This window comes from Psychrobacter sp. LFX-11D (genome assembly GCF_904846475.1).
Classification (GTDB): domain Bacteria; phylum Pseudomonadota; class Gammaproteobacteria; order Pseudomonadales; family Moraxellaceae; genus Psychrobacter; species Psychrobacter cryohalolentis.
In genome coordinates this window covers 23,287-43,155 of the sequence record NZ_CAJHAV010000012.1, presented here as the reverse complement: position 1 = coordinate 43,155, position 19,869 = coordinate 23,287, and the positions used below count along the sequence as shown (strand labels likewise).

Here is a 19,869-nt window from a genome sequence, read left to right as displayed (position 1 = left end):
AGGTGAAAGTGGTTTATAAATGAGGTTCTTTTGTAGATAATAACGCCATGTATTTTATTTATTACTTTTTGTAATTTTTGGCTGCTCAGATTTCACTTCTGTAACTTCTTTATTTGATTAATTTGGAATTCAACATGGTTTTATCACGTTCATCTTCAACCACTTATCTTCGGTTGTGTATTTTAAGCGCATTTGGCGCATTTGCTATGAGCGCTAACGCCGCTACTGACGTCAATGTCATCAGTAATAGCGAGCTACCACAAGTTGAGCTTGATAAAATTGTAGTCACCGCCACTCGTACACCGACTAAAACCAGTAATGTCATCTCCCAGACTCGTGTGATCGATAGCGAAGAATTGCAACGTTATCAAGGTCAAACCGTCACCGATATATTAAAGAATCAGCCTGGCATTAATATTACGCAAAGTGGCGGCATGGGCACAGCCAGTAATTTTTATATGCGTGGTTTTGATAGCAAGCAGGTATTGGTGCTTATCGACGGCATACGATATGGCTCTATATCTTTAGGCAGTCCATCTCTGAATTTATTATCAGCCGATCAAATTGATCGCATCGAAATTCTATACGGTGCTTCAGGCTCAAGTATTTATGGTTCTGATGCCATGGGCGGGGTTATCCAAATCTTCACTAAGGGCAATAGCGTAGAACAGTCCAATGTTTCCACGACCGTTGGTTACGGCAGTAATGATCATTATCAAGTTGGCGTAACAGGTCAGCTTAAAAATGATACTTCGTCATTGAGCTTAGGTGTCAGTCGTAATAAAACAGACGGTTTTAATGCGATTGCTAAAGCTAGTTCTAATTCTACTCCTAATGATTACAATGCGGACGATGATGGTTTTAAGTCTACCAATGCGAGCATGGCATTACGTCACAAGTTCACTAATGAGCTAAGTGCAGGAATTAGCGGCTTATATTCAGACTCTACGACTGAATTCGACTCAGCTGGCACTATTATCCCTAATGCTTACTCTGATCAAAAAAACGGTAGCGCTAACGCATATTTGCAATATCAAACCCCAATGACGCTGACTAAACTAAGTTATGGTCAAAGTATTGATAAATCGACCTCCCATGATAACAACTCTATTAACTATCAAGAAGGCAGTCAGTTCGATACTACGCAAGAGCAAGCACGCTTAGAGACCAGTATTAACGCCCAACCTGGTATAGTGATCGTTGGTGCAGAATGGTTATCGCAAAAACTAAAGGCATCAGATGTTTTAGATTTTTCAGGTTTTCCTGCCCCTCCTGTTCAAACCGCTTATACTCCTGACGATAGAACAGTGAAAAGTGCTTTCGTTGGTTATCAGTTATCAGAGTCTTATTATGACCTGCAAGCCAACTATCGTGTAGATGACAACTCGCAGTATGGTAATGAAAGCACTTATAATCTAGGAGCAGCTATACGTCCATTGGCTGGCATGCGTATCGGTGCAAACTATGCCACTGGGTTTCGTGCACCGACCTTTAATGACTTATACTTCCCAGGCTATAATAATCCAGACTTAAAACCTGAAACCAGTAAAAACACTGAAGTGTTCGTTGAATATGCTAATAATATGCAAACTTCACGTTTAACTGGCTATCACACCGATGTTGAAGATTTGATTGGTGGCAACACTAACACTGCTGAAGCAAAAATCAAAGGCGTAAGTTTAACCTCAGACTGGAATGTAAGCTCCTTTATATTTGGTTTAGGTTATGACTATTTAGATGCGAAGAACAAAACCAGAACTGATGCTAACTTTGATCAACAACTTCCCTACCGTCCTAAAAATAGTGGTTTAGTTTATATCGGTTATCAGCAACCTATGTTCGATGTTCGCCTCGAAGCAAAACATAGTGATGATAGACTGACTACCGAAAACAAGGAACTTGATAGCTATACGCTACTTAACTTAAGCGGCAGCGCCTATATCACTCCCAATCTTCGTGCTAACGTGCGTGTAGATAATATCACTGATGAAGATTACACCCTTGCTAGCCAGTTCGGTAATGAATATGCCACAGACGGTACAAGTTATTTCACCTCACTAACTTATAACTGGTTCTAAGTTCATTTAGCACTAATTAAAAATTAGATTATAAATAATTAAGGCTGTCAATCGACAGCCTTTTTTTATGCTAATAAATACCACAAGTGCTTACTATTTATATCAGCCAATAGGTGACAAATTATCTATCATCAATTACAATAACGACCTCCGAGAGGTGTTGCACCATATGAATTGATGGTTACGTTTACGCTCTATAAACAAACTAAGCTAATTAATTCGTCATGTTAGGCTCGGTAAACTGTCTGATACTGGTTATTCCAGTCTTTGACAGCATAACAACGGCACCTGCGTTATTATTCTTTTTATCATACATTAACCACTGATAGGAGCATATTATGGACGCAGTGTCTAACACCCCATCTGCCCATACGATCGATCCCTCTTTCACCGACTATAAAGTCGCCGACATCAGCCTAGCTGATTACGGCCGCCGTGAAATCACCCTTGCCGAAGCTGAAATGCCTGCCCTAATGGGCCTGCGTCGTCGCTACGAAGCAGACCAACCGCTTAAAGGCGCAAAAATCGCTGGCTGTATCCACATGACCATCCAAACTGCGGTACTTATCGAGACACTAGTCGCGCTAGGTGCTGAAGTACGCTGGACTTCATGTAATATCTTCTCAACCCAAGACCATGCTGCTGCTGCGATTGCTGCTGCTGGTATTTCTGTTTATGCTTGGAAAGGCGAAACTGAAGAGGAGTACGAGTGGTGCTTACGTCAACAAATCCACGTTGGTGGTGAAGAATCAGGTCAGCTTTGGGATGCTAACTTAATCTTAGATGACGGCGGCGATTTGACCGCATTGATTCATAATGATTATGCTGAATTGCTGGATAATATTCATGGTATTTCAGAAGAAACTACTACAGGCGTACATCGCTTGGTTGAGATGCTCAATAAAGGCACGCTTAAAGTACCAGCGATCAACGTTAATGACGCGGTTACTAAATCTAAAAATGACAACAAATACGGCTGCCGTCATAGCTTAAATGATGCGATTAAACGTGCAACTGACATGTTCCTTGCTGGTCGCCGTGCTTTAGTCATCGGTTATGGTGATGTTGGTAAAGGCTCTACGCAAAGCTTACGTCAAGAAGGTATGATTGTACGTGTGTCAGAAGTCGATCCTATCTGTGCCATGCAGGCTTGTATGGATGGCTTCGAAGTATTGTCACCTTATATCAACGGCGATAACACCGGCGGCGCAGAAAACATCAACACGCGTCTGTTAGAAGATACCGACATGATTGTTACCACGACTGGTAACTACCATGTGTGTGACAGACATATGCTAGCAGCCCTTAAGCCTGGTGCAGTCGTTTGTAACATCGGTCACTTTGACACCGAAATTGACACCCAATTCATGCGTGATAACTGGCGCTGGGTTGAGATTAAGCCACAAGTGCATCAAATCTTCCGCTCAGACGACGAAAATGATTACTTGATTTTGCTTGCTGAAGGTCGTTTGGTGAATTTGGGTAATGCGACTGGTCATCCATCACGTGTAATGGACGGCTCTTTTGCTAACCAAGTATTGGCGCAAATGTATCTGTATGAAGAAAAATTTGCTGACTTGCCAGCTGATACACGTACTGACAACTTATACGTCAAAGTTTTACCGAAAAAGTTAGACGAAGAAGTTGCCGCTGCGATGGTTGCTGGCTTTAATGGTACGCTAACTAAGCTAACTAGCAAGCAAGCTGAGTATTTAGGCGTACCTGTTGAAGGTCCATTTAAGCCTGACGCTTATAAATACTAAAAGGAGCCAGACTGTGACTAAGCCTGCTTTCTCCTTTGAGTTTTTCCCAGCCAAAACCGAGCAAGGACACGAAAAGCTCCTCAGCACTTATGATGAGCTGAATAAGCTGTCACCTGCGTACTTTTCGGTGACCTATGGTGCTGGTGGTTCAACTCGTAGCCGCACTTTAGATATCGTCCAAGCCTTATGCGCGCGCGGTGAGACTGATATTGCACCGCATATGTCTTGTATTGGCGATGATAAAAGTGAAATTGCCGAGTTACTTGAGCATTACAAAAGCTTGGGCATCAAACGTTTGGTCGCATTACGTGGCGATTTGCCTTCAGGTCAAGTAGGCATGGGTGAGCTGCCGTTTGCATTAGATTTGGTCAAGTTCATCCGTGAGCATTCGGGCGATCATTTCCATATCGAAGTAGCCGCCTATCCTGAAATGCATCCACAAGCGCGTAGCTTTAAGCTTGATGTCGACAACTTGGTCAATAAATATCAAGCTGGCGCCAATGCTTCGATTACCCAGTTTTTCTACAACGCTGATAGCTACTTGTATCTTCGTGAGAGCTTAGAAAAACGCGGTATTGATACCGTAGCACAGCCATTGGTTGCTGGCATTATGCCCATCACCAACTCTAGCAATCTGATGCGTTTTGCCGATAGCTGTGGCGCCGATATCCCACGTTATGTGCGTAAGCAATTGGCTGACTTTGGTGATGATAGTAAGGCGATTCGCGAGTTTGGCTTTGAAGTGGTCTACCGTTTATGCGAGCGTTTAATTAGCGAGGGCGTACCTGCCATGCATTTTTATAGCATGAATAAGGTTGAGCCAAACAAGCGCTTAGTCGAAGCCTTAGGCTTGATTGCTTAAATATTTACCCAATGTATTGCTTAATGACTGGCGTTCCTAGGAGCGCCAGTCTTTTTTGGTATGGGAATTGCAGTTATGCGAATTCCATTAGTGACAATCCCTTTACCCACTCAAATGATATTCTGCTAAGATATTGAAAAATATCATGACCCTCATTATAGGAATAAGTAATTTTGCGACGTTTCTTTTATGCCACTAATAGCAACATTAGTAATGACGTTACCAATGAAAAGGCTGCGACCTACCCTCAGCTTGGCACCTTGCCTATCGGTGCCAGCGTCGAATTAACTGAAAGTATCGTCCATCATTGGTGCCGTGTATTACGAGCAACTATTGGTGACCAAGGTGTTTTGTTTGATGGCTTTGGCGGTGAATATCAGGTACAGCTACTGACCATCAGTAAAAAAAACGCGACTGTGACCCTGCTTTCTCACACAAATAATGATAATAGTGCACCCATATTTACCAAAATCGGGCTGGTAATGAGTCGTGGCGAACGGATGGATTACGCCATTCAAAAATCTACCGAGCTTGGCGTCACTGCCATCCAATTGCTAAGCAGTCATCATGGCGAGGTCAATCTGAAGCCTGCCCAAGTAGAAAAAAAGCTTGCTCATTGGCAGCAGGTTGCGATTGCTGCCTGTGAGCAATGCGGTCTTAACCGTCCACCGCTTATTATTGCGCCTATTCCTATTAACGATTGGCTTAAGCCTATCACAACGACCACGCCTGTGAAGATAGAAGCGACTATCAGCTCTATGGTTACCACCCTTAGTCAGGATGCTTATTATCAAGTATTACAACGACCCGCTGATTTGCGTCTACAGCTTAGTGTACCAGCGGCAGGACAACCTGCTATGCCTGATTCGCTACTGACTGTATTACAGCAACCAGTGCCTTATATTGAATTGTTGATTGGTCCTGAAGGTGGCCTAAGTACTGACGAATGCGCTCAAGCAGCAGACGTTGGTTTTGAGCCTTGGCAAATTGGTGCGAGGGTGTTACGTACAGAAACTGCCCCAGTGGTCGCCTTGGCAACATTGCAAGCACTGTTGCCATGTGTCAATCCTTAGTAGTAGTACAAAGAGTCATATAGTCAGTTCACAATAAAAAATACAAATGAAATAGCATTTTACTGAGACAAATTTCGCTTGCTGTTCACTATGCGTATGAGCACCAGATTCTTCAAAAATTTGTCCTAGTAGCACTGTATCTTTTTAAACTGCACTAATTACATTAAAACAGCGCTAATTGCCAATACGAAAAGCTCTCTTTATCGATTTACCTCTATTTTATGAGTTCATTTATGACTGCTTTTACACCAATGCCACTGGCGGATAAACAGCAACTATTGGTCAAACTCTGTGAGCAATATGAAGATGCTATCTTTATCCTAGATGCAAATTTGTATTATTTATCGGTCAATGCAACTTATGAGCAAATGATCGGTTACACAGAAGATTTTTTGCTTGGGCGTCCGCTTGGCATATACGCAGCTGAATTGTTATCAGAAGATGAACAATTGGTATTAAAAAATCTGATTAGCAGTTTGGACAGCACAGGGTTCTGTGAAATTGATTTTTCCATGGCAAACCGTTACGGGCACAATGTTGATTGCCATATCACTTACCGCAGAATCTACCTAGATGATACGCCGTACTATGTCGGCACGATTCGAGATACCTCGATCGTTGTAAAAAATAAAAAGAAAATGGTGCATTTGCTCAATCATGATGAGGTGACTGGACTGCCAAACCGTAAGGTGTTTTTGAGTCAGACCAGTGAGCTGCTGTTAGAGAGCTATCAAGAAGTGGTGATTGTCCGTGTCAATATCGATCGTTATCGCAACCTTGCCACATTGTTAGGACCTGAATACATCAACACTTTGGTTGAGGATTTTGTATTGCGGATTAAAGCACTGGCACTTGATCATTTGCGCTGTTTTTCACATTTTGGCGGTGATGACTTTGCTTTATTGTTTGAGTGTAGTGACGCCAATATGGTGCGCCATCAACTAGATATTTTGATGCAAATGTGTGAGCGTCCTTTCTTTATTAGTGATAATGGAGCCACAAATACCGAGGTGTATTGTCATGTCTCTGTTGGGGTCAGTTACTATCCTGAAAATGATAATGAGTTTATCGGCTTATTAACCAAAGCTGAAAGAGCATTAAATTATGTCAAGCAGCAAGGTGGCGACGATGTCTGTTGGTATAACAAATCCCTTATTGAGCTCAATGCTGATCATTTGCAATTAGAATATGAGCTTAAAAGAGCCACTAACGAAGGTCAGTTTGTCGCCTATTATCAACCCAAATTCGCCCTAGATACAGGTGATATTTCAGGCTTTGAAGCTTTGGTACGCTGGCAGCATCCCATTCGCGGATTGCTGCAACCTATTGATTTTATTGATGCCATTATCTCTCACAAGTTATCGCTTGAGTTGTTCTCTCAAGTGGCAACCCAAATCGCTGAGCAGCTAAAGATTTGGCAAGGTTTGGGCTTTGACCAACATATTTGTATCAATGCCGATGCCGCTGAATTCAGCAATCCAGAATTTTTTGATGTGGTCAGTAATTTACTGGCACAGCATCAAATTGCAGCGCACCAATTACATATTGAGGTGACAGAATCTTCTTTGATGAAGCGCCACTCTAATGTTAAAGAACAGCTAAATTCGTTAAAAGCGCTAGGGGTTTGCTTGGCTTTAGATGACTTTGGTACCGGCTATGCTTCTTTGAGTTATCTGCAAGAATATCCCTTTGACTTCATTAAAATCGATAAAAGTTTTATCTCTAAGATTACCGCAGACAAAACTCAACGTGCCATTGTTAACGCTATTTTGGCATTAGCAGAAGCACTGGATATGCAGGTCATCGCAGAAGGTATCGAAAACGAGCAACAGCGCGATTTGCTCTTGGCTATGGGTTGCCAGTATGGTCAAGGCTATTGGTTTGGCAAACCTATGTCTGCTGAAGTTACAACCAACATGTTAATGCAACAACATTTGTCCAAAAATAACAATGGCTAGAGAGCGAGTATAAAACATCCTCATATCGTTCCTCTACCATATCGATAAACGTGCTTAGCGTGTAGGCTATATTGTACATAGGATGCAAGATAGGTTGATGACTTATCAGTATTGTCTCCAAACTTGTATATTTTCCAGTGAACGCCTATCTTTTACCAAGAATTTACAGATACGGTCTTAATTCTTTTCTCAATGTTATTTCATATGATCGGTATCGTTGTTTGTTAATAATGCAGACACACTCCATGCCAGCAAGATACTAGCAACTCAGACTTACAACAGTCATCCCATCGCTGTCGGTCATACACCAAAAAAGGACAGGAAGTTATGCAATACAAAGCACCCTTACGTGATATCCAATTCGTGATGCATGAGTTACTTGACAGCGAAAGCCATTATAAAACCTTACCAGCATTCCAAGAAGCAGATCGTGAGCTAATGGACAGTCTGTTTGAGATGGCCGCAAGCTTTGCTGAAAATGAGCTATCACCACTCAACCAAAGCGGTGATGCTGAAGGCTGTCAGTTCAACAATGGTCAAGTGACGACGCCAAAAGGCTTTAAAGAAGCATACAAAGCGTATTGTGAGCTTGGCTTCCCAGCCCTATCTGCTGAAGAAGACTTCGGCGGTCAAAACATGCCCTTTTCATTATCGACCGTCATTAATGAAATGGTTGGTACAGCTAACTGGTCATTCTCTATGTACCCTGGTTTATCTCATGGTGCCATTCAAACCATCGAGCATCACGGTACAGACGAGCAAAAACAAACTTACCTAGAAAAAATGGTCAGCGGCGAATGGTCAGGCACCATGTGCTTGACTGAAGCACATGCAGGTTCTGATTTGGGTATTATCCGCACCAAAGCCGAGCCTAAAGAAGATGGCAGCTATAGCATCACTGGTCAAAAAATCTTCATTTCAGCTGGTGAGCATGACTTAACGGACAACATCATTCACATTGTATTGGCTCGTCTACCAGGCGCGCCTGCTGGTACAAAAGGCATCTCACTGTTTATCGTTCCTAAGGTAACGGTCAACGAAGATGGCAGCCTAGGTGAAAACAATAACGTCGTTTGTGGCTCTATCGAACACAAAATGGGCATCAAAGCCTCAGCCACGTGCGTGATGAATTTTGATGGCGCAACGGGTTATCTAATTGGCCCAGAAAACCGTGGTCTACAGTGCATGTTTACCTTTATGAACGTGGCGCGTATTGGTACCGCAGTTCAAGGTTTGACAGCAGCAGAATATGCGTTCCAAGGCTCATTAACTTATGCCAAAGATCGTCTAGCGATGCGTTCATTATCTGGTGTTAAAGCCCCTGAAAAAGTAGCTGACCCTATCATTGTACATCCAGCGGTTCGTAACATGCTGTTGACTGAAAAAGCCTTTGCTGAAGGTGGCCGTGCTTTAGTCTATTACCTCTCACATTTTGCAGATACTGTCGCAAAAGGCGAAGGCGATGCGCTTAAATTTGCTGACCAAATGCTGTCATTATTGACGCCTATTGCCAAAGCATTCTTGACTGAAACTGGTCTAGAAGCGGCTAACCATGGCGTACAGGTTTATGGTGGTCATGGCTTTATCAGCGAATGGGGTATGGAGCAAAACGTGCGTGATACACGTATTGCATGTCTTTACGAAGGTACCACTGAAATCCAAGCGCTTGATCTATTAGGTCGTAAAGTATTGGGTTCACAAGGCAAGCTGCTAGCAAACTTCGTCAAAATCATTCAGACATTCTGTGAAGAAAACAAAGAAAACGACGAGATGGGTCAGTTTATTCGCCCACTTGCCAAACATCTTAAAGAATGGGGCGATTTGACTGCACGTATCAGTATGCAAGCGACTGAAAATCCAGATGCAGTTGGCGGCGCGGCGGTTGATTATATGTATTTCAGCGGTTATGTGACGCTAGCCTACTTATGGGCACGCATGGCATTAGTGGCACAAACTGAACTTGCTAACGGTAGTAGCGAACAAGCATTCTACGACGCGAAAGTCAAAACTGCGCAGTTCTACTTTGCCAAACTGTTGCCACGTACCACCACTCACGTACAGCGTATCAGCACTGGTGTTGAGCCGTATATGAGCATGGATGTTGATCAATTTGCGTTTTAATTAACACCAAAAAACATTGATCGATCATTTTTTTGTAGCGCTAAATAATGTATTTTTTATCGGCAACATACCAAGGTGTGTTGCCGATTTTGTTTACTATCACTTAAAATCTGCCATAGTCATTTTTTAAATAAAATAATCCATACTTTTGGTGTACGCATAATTCACGAACAAATACACCCGTGCGCAAGCTAATTTGCTAAACTTTAATAATGAATATTAAGCCCAACTCAAAAGATCTCTTATAAATTTGTTCAACTCACTTTTATTTATTTGAACCAAAGGAATGTTTATGGCTGTTTATAATGCCCCTCTTAATGACATGCGCTTTATCTTAAATGATGTATTTAACGCGCCTAAATTTTGGCAAAATAACGAGAATCTTGCTCATGTCGATATGGAAACGGTCGATATGATTTTGGAAGAAATGGCAAAACTGACAAAAAACGTTTTGTTACCTATCAACCGTAGCGGTGATGAAGAAGGCGCAACCTTCCAAGGTGATGGCGTTGTTACGACTCCAACTGGCTTTAAAGAAGCTTATAAGCAGTATGCTGAATCTGGCTGGGTCGGCTTAAGTGGTAATTCTGAATACGGTGGTCAAGGTTTCCCAAAAATGGTGACCATGCTAACTGAAGAAATGGTTTTTACCGCCAACCAATCATTTGCTCTCTACCCTAACCTAACCGTTGGCGCAACACTGTGCCTAAACGCGGCTGCCTCTGAAGAGCAAAAGCAAACTTACTTAGAGAAAATGTACAACGGCGAATGGGCTGGCACCATGTGCTTGACAGAGCCACATGCTGGTACTGACTTAGGTATCATCAAAACCAAAGCTATTCCTAATGATGATGGCAGCTATGATATCTCTGGTACCAAAATCTTTATCACTGGCGGTGAGCATGACCTAACTGACAATATCATTCATCTGGTACTCGCAAAAACCCCTAACGCGCCAGAAGGCTCAAAAGGTATCTCACTATTTGTCGTACCGAAATTCTTGGTCAATGAAGATGGCAGCTTAGGCGAGCGCAACACCTTAGCAGTCGGCTCTATCGAGCATAAAATGGGTATCAAAGCCTCAGCCACTTGTGTCATGAACTTTGACAGCGCCAAAGGCTGGATGGTTGGTGCCGAAAACACTGGTCTGTCATCAATGTTCATTATGATGAACTATGAGCGTGTCACCATGGGTCTACAAGGGCTTGGTGGTTCTGAGCTTGCTTATCAAAACGCAGCACTATACGCCAATGACCGTGGTCAAGGTCGTAGCGATACCCAACTGCAAAGCCCAGAAAAACCAGCGGATGCCATCATTCATCATGCCGATGTACGCCGTATGCTATTAAATGCCAAAGCCAACACTGAAGCGTCACGCTGCTTTGCGATGTACGTTGCCAAAAACCTTGATGAAGAGAAGTTTAGTACCGATCCAGAGGCCGCTCAAGCTGCTGCCGCACGTGTTGCACTATTGACGCCCGTGGCTAAAGCATTCTTGACTGACAAAGCATTAGAAGCCACTATTGATTGCCAGCAAGTATTTGGCGGTCATGGCTATATACGTGAATGGGGTATGGAGCAAATCGTTCGTGATACGCGTATCGCCCAGATCTATGAAGGTACCAATGGTATTCAAGCACTTGATTTACTAGGTCGTAAAGTGGCGAAAAATAACGGCAAATACGTTACCCATTTCTTAGGTGAAATTCGTGATTTTGTCAATAATATGCAAGCAGAGCACGGCATCAAGCAAGCGACGCTAGATGCTGCTGATACAATTGAAGCACTAACCACAACGGTGCTAAATAATATTGGTGAGCGTAAGAATGAAATTAATGGCTGTGCCGTTGACTACATGCATGCCTTTGGTTACCTAGCCTACTCGTATATGTTTGCGTTGATGGTTGAAGCAGCTGATGGTAAAGAAGGTGATTTTTACACCAATAAAGCCAAGCTTGCTGATTATTTCGTTGGTCGTATCTTGCCACGTATCGATGCCCATGCTCAGATGGTTCAAGCTGGTAGTGATCCGATGATGAACTTTGACCTGAATTACTTTGACGTACCTGCTAGCTAATTGGTTACTTTTATAATAAAGTAAGCCCTGCCGCACTATGATAAAGGGACAGTCACGCTACTGTCCCTTTTTTACGTCTAACATATTGTTTTTAAAAGCAATTATATAAACCTTTACATATTTGGTAGCCGTTTTGGTAGCCATTAGCTTTATTTTTTGGCTATTGGTAGTTAAAACCTTAACATTACTTAACAGGCTAAACCTTAAAAACAGTCGTTTAAGTTTCAACATTCCTCAACATGCCAGCAAGTGAAAACCATAATAATTGATAACAAGCTCATAGGCTCTAACTTAGCTTAGCTAACTTTGTACCATATCAAGGTTAAAACGCTGTAGCGGCTAAATGAGGCGGTATAGATAACGTGTTAAGGCTCATATCATTGGTTAGTAACTCAATGTCCACTTGTCTGCCTCGTTACCTGTCGCAAAAGTCCCTTATGCTGCCTCATGTTACTTGTCTTGAAACTATCCAGCATGGGCAAAATATGCCCCGTGCGCGTACTGTTCCATAAACTACCCCTTAACGTGTCCAACAATTCATTTTTAGCCCCTGCTTAAGATGTCCGAAAATTAACCCTTTTTATGGACTCCAAGTATTATTTTGACGGCTCTTTTTATGGACTCAAGAAAGTCCCCCTTAAGATGTCCAAAAACTATCCAAGTCCTTTTAAAGCAGTCCGAAAAACTACCCCTTTATGGACTCCGAAAACTCCTTTTTTATATTGCTCAAAAACCCTGTAATTGGTGTTTGCCTCGCGTACGCGCGCGATACTTGTACAGAAACTAGCTAGCCCCTTATGATGCATAGCTTTGTGATACTAGCAATGATGAGGGGCTGCCTTGCAAAATGTTAGCATTTGTCAACATTGGGCGGCGTGTGATTTGGTTTTGAATGTACGGTTTTATTAGGTTTTGAATAACAAGTTTTGACAAGTCGGCGGCTGTATTAATCGGTTTTGAATGTACGGTTTTATACGGTTCTAACCTTTTGGTAATCATGGGGTGGTAGGTGCTGCCAGTAATGAAATGAATGTGAGGTTTTGTGAGGTTCTAACGTGTCCGAAAACTAGCCGTAATCTTGCCGTTGTTCTCATGCTCGTACTTGTTAAGAAACTACCCTTTGATATGCGATATAACCAAAATAGGATTTATCCATAATCCGCTACAACCCTCCTATAATTCAACCCTAAAACCGCCTTGTAACCTATGACTGATAACCGTTTTCGGCTCATTCACTTTTTGGCAGTTCGTAGCGGAATAGTTAACTTAAACCACGTTTAATACGCCCAGTTTTGAGCCTATCTATTTTGTTTGACGGCTCTATGCTGTTTTAGTGAGGCTATAACGCTGTAGGCTAATGATGGTCATGCTTTGCGGTAGCACTTACCCCATTGGGGGTTGTGCAATCGGTAAAAGATGGTAAAAGTAATTCCACTTTTCGACTATACAAAACTATACTTTGTGACGGTCTGCAAATTGATTTTGAATGTTAGGTTTTATTAGGTTTTGGATATTGGGTTTTGCTGGGTTCTACGATGTCCGAAAATTACCCTTTGCATGAGATAGGCGCAAAACTGCTCGCATCAAAAAACTAGGGGTAACCTCAGGTTTTGAGTGCTGGCAATGTAAACAAATGACAACATGCTAAATCGTAGAAGTAGTTTAAAACCTTAACAATAGTTAACAGGTGATTATCTAAAACCTTAGGGTTTCCTTAGGGTATCTTTACACTATAAAAAGACGCTCATGCCTCAATTAATCATTAAATTATTGCTATTGCCTCCAACTTTGCACTGCCAAAACTGACATAACCCCCTAACAGGCACAAAAAAGACGCTATTTATTAATAACGCCCAGATATTGCACTGCCAAAACTGACGAAACTAAATAAACGCTTTGAGGTTTGGATTGATATAGTAACGCTCTGTCGGTCTGCCACCTTGCCCCGTGCTTTCCACCTGCTTATAGTTGAGCCAGTCATATTCTATGAGCACATCAAGCGCAGTCTGGACTGCCTCATCATCTGTTAAACCTTTCCAGCTTTTACGCTTTAGACTTCGAGCGGTAAAGCCATGACTTACCCAGTTGGTTTTGTCGGTTTTGTCACTTGGTTTCTTGAGCATTTCCAATATTTTCTTGGACAGCAAAGACGCTTTGAGGTGTGAATTATCAGTAATGCAGCTATACACCCTAAGCATGTGCGACTCCAGCATATCGCCCCATGCAATCGCCGCTTGTAGTGCGTCAAGGCTAACGCCTCCTAAACGTCTGCCTATCTCCACACAGTCCACCAGATGAAAGATAAGGGCTAACGCTGGTATGAGTCTGCCATACTTGAGCAAGTGCTCACTGATTACCCCGTGTTCTGCCTCATCAGCTTTGTTTTGTAGGTTGTTATACCACTCCATAAACACAGGATAAGCATTACTATCAAAGCGAAAGTAAGGGCGCTTGTAGAACTCGTTAGGCTCATGTGCCCCATAACTGACTAAGCTATCGGTGTAAAGGTTGTCCATCGACTCAAACAAGGCATAGGCGGCGTTACGGCTGTCTTTATCGACTGCTATGTCGTTCTCCTTAGTTCTTGGCATTGGGTCTGGGTAAACCATCATTTGAAAGCGTTGCATGAGTCCATCATTGCCCATTCCTTTCATGGTCTTTTCTAAATACATCTCGAGCTTATCAGGCTGCAAGCCACCCATGACAGACAAACAATGATTTTCAATGAATAGCGAGCCGCGCCCTATTCTGTCCACCATTTCGCTGCCTGTACCGTTAAAGCCTGACAGGTAGAACGCCCTTTGTTCTTGTTCGCTGTCCTTATCAAGGCTGGCTAAAAAGCCTGACAGCTCATCACGAAACTGTAGAACGCCGTTATTGTTTTGGTTCTCAATTTCGCCCAGCTTTTCCATAGTAATATTACCTACCATGTGGCGGCGTGGAATGGGCACGTTGTTATCTTGAGCCTTGCTTTCAGCTATCGCCGCCGCCTTTTTGTGCAAGTCCTCACTGGTTATAGGCTCGTCCGTGTCATCGGTCTGGGTAGCGAGCTGCTTTGCCATTTTCTTGAGTGCGTCATCGTCTGCCTTTGCCTTGCTGTCATTGATGAGCTTTTGCGTTTCATGTTCTTGTTTAGCGAGTTCATGAGCTGCCCTTGCTTGGCTCGCAAGATTATCAATCGGTTTCATTGCGGCGGTTATTGACGGGCTTTTCTTACTTGAGGGCTGCCCAATGATTGCACCCCACAGATTTGGCACTATGTCCCAGTCATCAAGGCGCTTAGGCATGATAGCCACCTTTGTACCTATGACACTGCCCAATGCCACAAGCAAAGGCACTGCTACAAATTCAAGTGGTACGTTAAGCCGTTCGGCGCTGTTCATTGCATAGTTGTAAAGCGGTTCAGGTAGCATGTTCTTGGTTATGCTGGTCACTGGTGGCAAGGTGTGATTGATTGGCTTTGGCTTTGGCCAGTCTGCAAGCTCCAAGTCGATTATCTGGGTATCATCAAACGATAAGATTTCAGCATAACTTTTGCCGCATTCAAGATGAGCCATTACACCCCACGGGGCAAGAACTACTTTGACGTTGCACCCTGCAAACTGCTTTTTAACCTTGTCCTTGTGCTCAATGCTGGGCAATATCGTTACTTGGGTATCTTGTGCAAAGTGCTTTACCGTATCAAGGAACAGGTAGGGCGTTGGACTCACTGCTACTATGATTTTCTCATGTGCAAAGTGTTTAGCGAGCGTTACCCCGTCTTTGTAATTATCGACTATGACAAGCTCATAATCGCTTTGAGGTGTGCCAAGAAATAGCGCACATGATTGGCTTGTGTCAGTGACAAAGGGCAAGCCGCTATCATTGGGTGTAAAGCAAACAATACTTATTGCCTCTATAACTCTATTATGTAATATTGCTCCTACTGTGCCTGTAGTTTGCTGCCTTACTGCTCCATGTTCGCCTGTGGTCGGTGCGATGTCATGTTGAATATCTAACAAGCTATTGGGTTCTAACAGGTGATAAATATCTGTTAGCAATTTGTCGCCTTGTAATGTCTGTTCTGTCGCTGGGTTGTGGTCGCCCAGAACAGTGATTAAGCCCGTGTTGGTCGCATGGGCTTTTTGCTGTGTAGTGGTCATCTTTTACCCCCTGCTTGCGCCTGTTGAGGCTTGCGTGTGGCTCGATACTTCTTGTAGTAGCTTTTGCGCTTTGCATACTTGCGGCTTTGTTTGGGCTGTGGGTAATGCCTCATTGTTCGCCCTCCTTGTCGATGTCGTCTTGAGCCTGTGCGCGTTTGGCTGCTTGCATGATTTGATAATAGCGGCTGCCTTGCGTGTCCTTTCTTTTTTGCTCCTTGCCCTGCTTTGACTTTGCATAGGCAAGTTGAGCGTCCATAAAGGTTTTAGGGTTATCGTTATCAGTAGGCACAAGCATCTACCTTACCGAAGCCAGTTTGGGCTAAGGGTTCGTTGATAGTGTCCAGTTGGCTATAAAGCAGATTAATCCAAGTATCGGCGGCATCTTGTGACAGACGCGCTAATGCTATGGCTGCATGGGGTTCTATTTGACGGGTAGCGATAAGGTGTAGCAGTTGCCCCAAGTCATGCAAAACAGTAGCAGCGCCGTTAATGTCACATGCAATATCGGACAGCATGATAGACGGCATTAAAATTACTTCGTTATCATCGGCGGCGGTCATGTTGATGGTTTTAACTTGGCTGGCGTGGGCGGTGTTGTTTAAGTTATGCATAATTAGTTACCTTTATTTTTGTGAGTGTTTGGACGTTGACGGGTTTGCATGAGGCAATCAATAGCAGCAAAAACAAGCAAGCCATGACTGATATAAAACCGATAACGCTAAACTTGCCGCGCTTGGGTTTCTGGTTGCCACTGTGCTGCCCGTGGTCGGCTTTTAGACTGGTTCTGTTATCTTTGGTCATTTCTTACGTCCTCCACGTTGAAAGCGATTTCTGCTATGCGTGTCGATAGCCCTTTGAGTGAGTCCACTTGTCGGCTGCCTGTTGGTATTGCACAGCGTAAAGCTAGTAGTTGGTTTTCTACTTCTACTATCTCTATCAGACTATTAATAGCGGTCACATTGGCGTGCAAGGTAATGATTAGCTGGTCGATAAAATCATCAGTTATCATCAAAAAACCCTCATCTTTTAACCTGTCTATGACTTCGTTTACTAGGTCGTCATTACTCATAGTCATTCACCTTGATTTCAGGTAATAAGATAAGCCCACTCATCTGCTCGCTGACAATGCTTGCAAGTTCACTATTAGCGAGTAGGGCGGCTCTTACAGCGACTATCACGCCCTTGCTGGTATCATCATCGGTTTTGATTGCGCTAAGTGCTATTGATAGGCTTTCAGCATCGTTTGATAGGTCTTGTATGCGCTCATCAAGGACAGACAAGTAATAACTATCTACTGCCACCAAACGCGGCTCTAAAACATCATTAAACTGGGGCATGTGCCACTCCTTTGCTGTCTGCTTTGTTTACCCAATAACGACTAAAATGCTTGCCGTTTTCCTTAACCGTTTTGCTTTGGATATTCATGCCTGACTGCCTAAGCTCATGAATACATTTAGCAAGGCGCGTTATGCGATATTCAGTGATTGCTTGCCAAGACGTTATTGGCTGCCCTGTTAGCAAGTGGTCTTTGATGATTTGATTTTGAGTTGTTTTAGTCATTGCTTACGCCTCGCTGTTAGCATGTTGGCTATCAATAAATGCCAGAATGTCGCTGTTCTTAAATAGCAAGATGCCATTGACGTTTGACGGCTTGATAAACTTAGGCGGTTCAGCTTGCCACCATCTACGCAAGGTCAAAGGACTTACACCAATTAAAGCGGCGGCTTGCTTGATACGCATTTGCCCGTCTGGGTGGATTGCTGGGGGTGTCTGGACGTTATCTGTTGCTTGGGTCATGCTCTTAACTCCGTATATCTGCCATTGTTTGGCGTGGTCTGGAGTTATCAGTATGCTAGGCAGTGTATGGGGTGTAGCAATGGTGCGCCCTTAAGAAAAGGGCATGATGTGAGGGTGTGACCCTTATATTTTAGGCAATAAAAAAGCCCTGCATTTGCTGCAAGGCTCTTATGTTCTGCTCATGTTGTTATTGGTTCTGCTTGTAGCTTTTATTCAATATCAAGCCTGTTATAAATCCCTCAGCGTTCGCTATGTGCTTGGCTGCTTGGTATGAGCTGACTTGCTTGTCACTGTCTTTGCCGTACTTAAGCGGCGTTAAGTAATGCTTTGCTATGCTACTGTCGCTCATGCGCTCAACGTATTTCAATAGTAAGATTTTGCCCTCTAAGGGCTTATGCTCACATAAAATAGTTATGAGCCTTTCCACTTTTAACGCCTCATCATCGGTAATGTAGGCGGCTGTGCGTGTCTTTCTTTTCTCCACAACATGCCCACGCATTAACATAGCCATAGGGCTTTTATAACCTAGTCCATTACCGTGTGATAATGCCCAATACCCCCAAGACGCTAACAAGTTCTGCACCTCTAAATCTAAACTGATTGCCATTTCTCAATACCTCATGATTGCGTATTGAGATAGTAGCGGCGGCTCATAGGGGCTAGGCAATGGGGTAGCCCCAAAAAAAGGGGCATTGTGCTATAGGGTGGTCTTTTCTTTTAAGGGTGGCATGTGCAACTCTTTAACGGCATGTAATGGCACGGCTAACAATGTCTGTCCATTCTTTGTGTATGCAACATTCGTTATCTTTTCTATGCGTTTGCCAAGTTCTCTTGTAGGGTCAAGGTTCATTCTTTTTGCTATCAGCTCAAATTTACCAGCATGTGAAGTGATATGAGGGTGGCTTTCTTTCAGCTCCCCATCTGCATAAATCCGCTGCCATATCATCAATGCTAAATGTAGTTCAGGCGGATAAATATGCTCACTCATGTTCTGCCAGTCAAGTGACTGGTCTGTGGTCGTAGTCTTAGCGGCTGCCAGTTCGGTATTTGCTTTATCCAACTGCTCTTTGAGCTTATCAATTTCAGCTTGTGCATTAGCTGGCGTGTTTGTCTGTTGCTCTAACTTAAATATCTTATTATCTTTTTTCTTAATGACATTAAGTAGTCCTTGAATACGCTTTATCATTTCATCAGGTGTGTTTACGGGGTGCGTGTCCTCATGAAAGCTAAAGTCATTACTATAAATTTGATAAGACTCTTTAAGGCGCTCATCTGGTGGCAATTTTTTATTAGTTAAGTCTATGCGTTTTCCAAAGGGAATAGTCACAACATCAGGCACAGCGGCTTGAAACTTTGAAAGCTGTTGTTCTAGTTCGGCTATTTTGTTCTGCGCTTCTTTTAGTTGATTAACTTCTCTATCAGCCTTAATAACTTGAGCACAGGCATCGGCTTGTTCCAGTTCATATTCATAATTTAATTGAGATAACGTATCATTTATTTCATTACGTTTATTAGGGAACAAAAATGACAGCTCATTTCTTGAAAAACGCACCTCATCAAAATTAATAGTTGATAATTTAATAGCATCAAGTTTTCCTATTTCTGGGGTAGGCGTTTGAGTGAACAAAAAGACTTCATCAAAAACCTTATGTATTGTCATTTGCTGCTTGAGAATTCTTTGGATAGTTAATGGCGTGTGTATTTCTATCCATTCTGGCGCGTCACAATCACCATACATTGAATAGGTTTCATAATTTCTAGTCTTGTGCATGAAAAAATCATCATGCGTAAAATATGCTTTCATCTTTTCGTAAACAGTCACACCATCAACGGGGCAACCAACGTAACCACTAAATAAAAATACTGGTGTAAGCTCATTAACGTTGCTCAGTTCCTCAAGTATTGAGTGGTCTATTTTTTCGCCTGTTCGCTCAAAAACAAAATCAATCGTTTCTTGCATTGATAAATATTCTTTAATTAAAACACTCATGTTTACAC

General features: G+C 42.8%; 17 protein-coding genes. 7 read left to right on the top strand and 10 right to left on the bottom strand.

The features are described 5' to 3' along the window. Positions 1-206: 206 nt before the first annotated feature. The 7 genes from JMX75_RS09705 (at position 207) to JMX75_RS09675 (ending at position 11,932) form a co-directional block, all read left to right on the top strand. Positions 207-2,078, top strand: coding sequence for a TonB-dependent receptor plug domain-containing protein (locus JMX75_RS09705; protein WP_227673159.1), 1,872 nt, complete (start codon positions 207-209; stop codon positions 2,076-2,078). 338 nt (positions 2,079-2,416) lie between these two features. Further along, complete coding sequence (gene ahcY / locus JMX75_RS09700) at positions 2,417-3,841, top strand: adenosylhomocysteinase (protein WP_201532169.1); 1,425 nt, start codon at positions 2,417-2,419, stop codon at positions 3,839-3,841. A 13-nt stretch (positions 3,842-3,854) separates the two neighbouring features. Next, complete coding sequence (locus JMX75_RS09695; RefSeq protein ID WP_201532168.1) at positions 3,855-4,703, top strand: methylenetetrahydrofolate reductase; 849 nt, start codon at positions 3,855-3,857, stop codon at positions 4,701-4,703. A gap of 173 nt (positions 4,704-4,876) precedes the next feature. Next, complete coding sequence (locus JMX75_RS09690) at positions 4,877-5,776, top strand: 16S rRNA (uracil(1498)-N(3))-methyltransferase (RefSeq protein WP_201532167.1); 900 nt, start codon at positions 4,877-4,879, stop codon at positions 5,774-5,776. 233 nt (positions 5,777-6,009) lie between these two features. Next, positions 6,010-7,734, top strand: coding sequence for a putative bifunctional diguanylate cyclase/phosphodiesterase (locus JMX75_RS09685; protein WP_227673057.1), 1,725 nt, complete (start codon positions 6,010-6,012; stop codon positions 7,732-7,734). A 327-nt stretch (positions 7,735-8,061) separates the two neighbouring features. Then, the gene (locus JMX75_RS09680) at positions 8,062-9,855 is read left to right on the top strand and encodes an acyl-CoA dehydrogenase C-terminal domain-containing protein (RefSeq protein ID WP_149491699.1); all 1,794 of its coding nucleotides are present in this window, start codon (positions 8,062-8,064) and stop codon (positions 9,853-9,855) included. 292 nt (positions 9,856-10,147) lie between these two features. Further along, positions 10,148-11,932, top strand: coding sequence for an acyl-CoA dehydrogenase C-terminal domain-containing protein (locus JMX75_RS09675; RefSeq protein WP_201532165.1), 1,785 nt, complete (start codon positions 10,148-10,150; stop codon positions 11,930-11,932). A gap of 1,883 nt (positions 11,933-13,815) precedes the next feature. Here JMX75_RS09675 and JMX75_RS09670 read toward each other — a convergent pair. The 10 genes from JMX75_RS09670 to JMX75_RS09625 form a co-directional block, all read right to left on the bottom strand. Next, positions 13,816-16,074 (bottom strand): YfjI family protein, encoded by a 2,259-nt coding sequence (locus tag JMX75_RS09670; protein WP_201532164.1) that lies wholly within the window; start codon positions 16,072-16,074, stop codon positions 13,816-13,818. Positions 16,075-16,183: 109 nt separating this feature from the next. Beyond that, positions 16,184-16,363: a hypothetical protein gene (locus JMX75_RS09665; protein WP_201532163.1), complete on the bottom strand. Its 180-nt coding sequence runs from the start codon at positions 16,361-16,363 to the stop codon at positions 16,184-16,186. Next, positions 16,353-16,685 (bottom strand): hypothetical protein, encoded by a 333-nt coding sequence (locus tag JMX75_RS09660; protein WP_201532162.1) that lies wholly within the window; start codon positions 16,683-16,685, stop codon positions 16,353-16,355. Before JMX75_RS09660 ends, JMX75_RS09665 begins: the two co-directional genes overlap by 11 nt. Next, positions 16,678-16,875 carry a hypothetical protein gene (locus JMX75_RS09655; RefSeq protein WP_201532161.1) on the bottom strand — a complete coding sequence of 66 codons (198 nt, stop codon included), beginning with the start codon at positions 16,873-16,875 and terminating at the stop codon, positions 16,678-16,680. Before JMX75_RS09655 ends, JMX75_RS09660 begins: the two co-directional genes overlap by 8 nt. Next, entirely contained in the window at positions 16,862-17,143 is a 282-nt protein-coding gene (locus JMX75_RS09650; protein WP_201532160.1) for a hypothetical protein, read from the bottom strand. The genes JMX75_RS09655 and JMX75_RS09650 overlap by 14 nt, the downstream gene beginning before the upstream one ends. After that, the gene (locus JMX75_RS09645; protein ID WP_201532159.1) at positions 17,136-17,411 is read right to left on the bottom strand and encodes a hypothetical protein; all 276 of its coding nucleotides are present in this window, start codon (positions 17,409-17,411) and stop codon (positions 17,136-17,138) included. The genes JMX75_RS09650 and JMX75_RS09645 overlap by 8 nt, the downstream gene beginning before the upstream one ends. Continuing rightward, positions 17,398-17,634, bottom strand: a complete 237-nt coding sequence (locus JMX75_RS09640) for a helix-turn-helix domain-containing protein (protein ID WP_201532158.1) — start codon at positions 17,632-17,634, stop codon at positions 17,398-17,400. Before JMX75_RS09640 ends, JMX75_RS09645 begins: the two co-directional genes overlap by 14 nt. A 3-nt stretch (positions 17,635-17,637) precedes the next feature. Beyond that, complete coding sequence (locus JMX75_RS09635) at positions 17,638-17,871, bottom strand: helix-turn-helix transcriptional regulator (protein ID WP_201532157.1); 234 nt, start codon at positions 17,869-17,871, stop codon at positions 17,638-17,640. A gap of 187 nt (positions 17,872-18,058) precedes the next feature. Next, entirely contained in the window at positions 18,059-18,478 is a 420-nt protein-coding gene (locus JMX75_RS09630; protein WP_201532156.1) for an antiterminator Q family protein, read from the bottom strand. Between the two features lie 90 nt (positions 18,479-18,568). After that, positions 18,569-19,861, bottom strand: a complete 1,293-nt coding sequence (locus JMX75_RS09625) for a coiled-coil domain-containing protein (RefSeq protein WP_201532155.1) — start codon at positions 19,859-19,861, stop codon at positions 18,569-18,571. Positions 19,862-19,869: the final 8 nt, after the last annotated feature.